This window comes from Calidithermus chliarophilus DSM 9957 (assembly GCF_000430045.1).
Lineage (GTDB): Bacteria > Deinococcota > Deinococci > Deinococcales > Thermaceae > Calidithermus > Calidithermus chliarophilus.
In genome coordinates, this window is record NZ_KE387025.1 from 236320 (window position 1) to 237625 (window position 1306).

General features: G+C 70.8%; 2 protein-coding genes. Both read left to right on the top strand.

Translation table 11 applies throughout. From position 1 onward, the window contains the following. Window positions 1–278 precede the first annotated feature (278 nt). On the top strand, window positions 279–602 hold the full coding sequence (locus MEICH_RS0116110; protein ID WP_084542375.1) for a type II toxin-antitoxin system TacA family antitoxin: 324 nt from the start codon (window positions 279–281) through the stop codon (window positions 600–602). A gap of 12 nt (window positions 603–614) precedes the next feature. Beyond that, window positions 615–1154, top strand: coding sequence for a GNAT family N-acetyltransferase (locus MEICH_RS0116115; protein ID WP_027893452.1), 540 nt, complete (start codon window positions 615–617; stop codon window positions 1152–1154). The last annotated feature ends 152 nt before the right edge of the window (window positions 1155–1306 follow it).

Below are 1306 nucleotides of genomic sequence, written 5' to 3' on the forward strand. Positions count from 1 at the left end.
CTCGCGCCTCTGGCCTGGCGCGGGGAGTGGCTGGCGCTGGCGGGGGCCAGGGCCCCCTGGGGGGAGCCTAGACCTCCCCCTGAGGATGGCGGGGAGGGTGGGCATGGCCAGGCGGCGGGCGGCCTCGGCCAGGGCGAAGAGGGCGTGCAGCGCCTCGACGAAGGCCGTCCGGCTCACCGGCCGTCCCAGACCGAACTGCGCAGGCTTGCTTTGTATCACGAATTGACATACCATTTCAATGCGGCTGTTCCGGACTTCAGAAGGAGGCTGTATACGTTATGCCGAAAACGACTACGAAGAAGGCATCGGCCGCCCGGCTGAGCAACAAGCCCATCCCGATGCGGCTCGACGAGGAGAGCAGGCTCCTCGTGCGGCGAGCCGCCATGATGAGCGGGGTGACCGTGAGCCAGTTCATGCGCCAGCACGTCCTCGAGGCCGCCCGGCGCACCGTCGAGGCCCAGCAGGTGATCCGGCTGAGCCTCGAGGCCGCCGAGAACTTCGCCGCAGCCCTTTCGGGGCCCGCCACCCCCAACGAACGGCTCACCGAGCTGTTCCGCCGCCACCGGGGCATCCCCCCGCGCAAGGCGGGGGAGGGGTCTTGACCGCCGCCGGGGATGAGGATGCGGCTGGAGGGCCTGATCATCGAGCCGCTCGGCGAGCACGACCGGGCGGCTTTCTCCTGTGGTAAGCCCCCGCTCGATGAGTACCTCAAAACCCAGGCGGGCCAGGACCACAAGCGGGATTTGGCCCGCACCTTCGTGCTGGTCGACCCTACCCGCGACCCGTCGCGGGTCATCGGCTACTACAGCCTCGCGGCCACCGGCGTCGACCTCTCCCGGCTGCCGCCGGAGCAGGCCAAGGGCGTCCCCTACCCGGTGGTGCCGTGCCTGCTGCTGGGCCGCCTGGCCCTTGACCAGGCCTACCACGGGCAGGGCCTTGGGGCCTTCCTTCTTGACCGGGCCCTGAGGCACTGCCTCTCCATCGCACAACAGGTCGGGGCCCGGGCGGTGATCGTGGATGCCCTGGACGAGCAGGCCCGGAAGTTCTACGAGGCTCACGGCTTCCGCCCCCTTCCGGGGACGCCGGGCCGCCTCTTCCTGCCGGTGAAGGACATTGCCCACGCCGTCCGCGCTGCCGACCGGAAGGGCGCCTGATTGAGGACGACCCCCTTCAGGAGAGATCCATCGGGTCTGTCCACCCCGGCAATTCCCTACGCCTCCCCCCGGAGGATGGCGGGGAGGGTGGGCATGGCCACCCTGCGGGCGACCTCGCCGGGGGCCAGCCCCCGCCCCAGCCCCCGCCGCAC

Excerpts from the sequence above, each read along its gene's own strand:
- MEICH_RS0116110 (WP_084542375.1), top strand. The coding sequence starts at position 279 with ATGCCGAAAACGACTACGAAGAAGGCATCGGCCGCCCGGCTGAGCAAC.
- MEICH_RS0116115 (WP_027893452.1), top strand. The coding sequence starts at position 615 with ATGAGGATGCGGCTGGAGGGCCTGATCATCGAGCCGCTCGGCGAGCAC.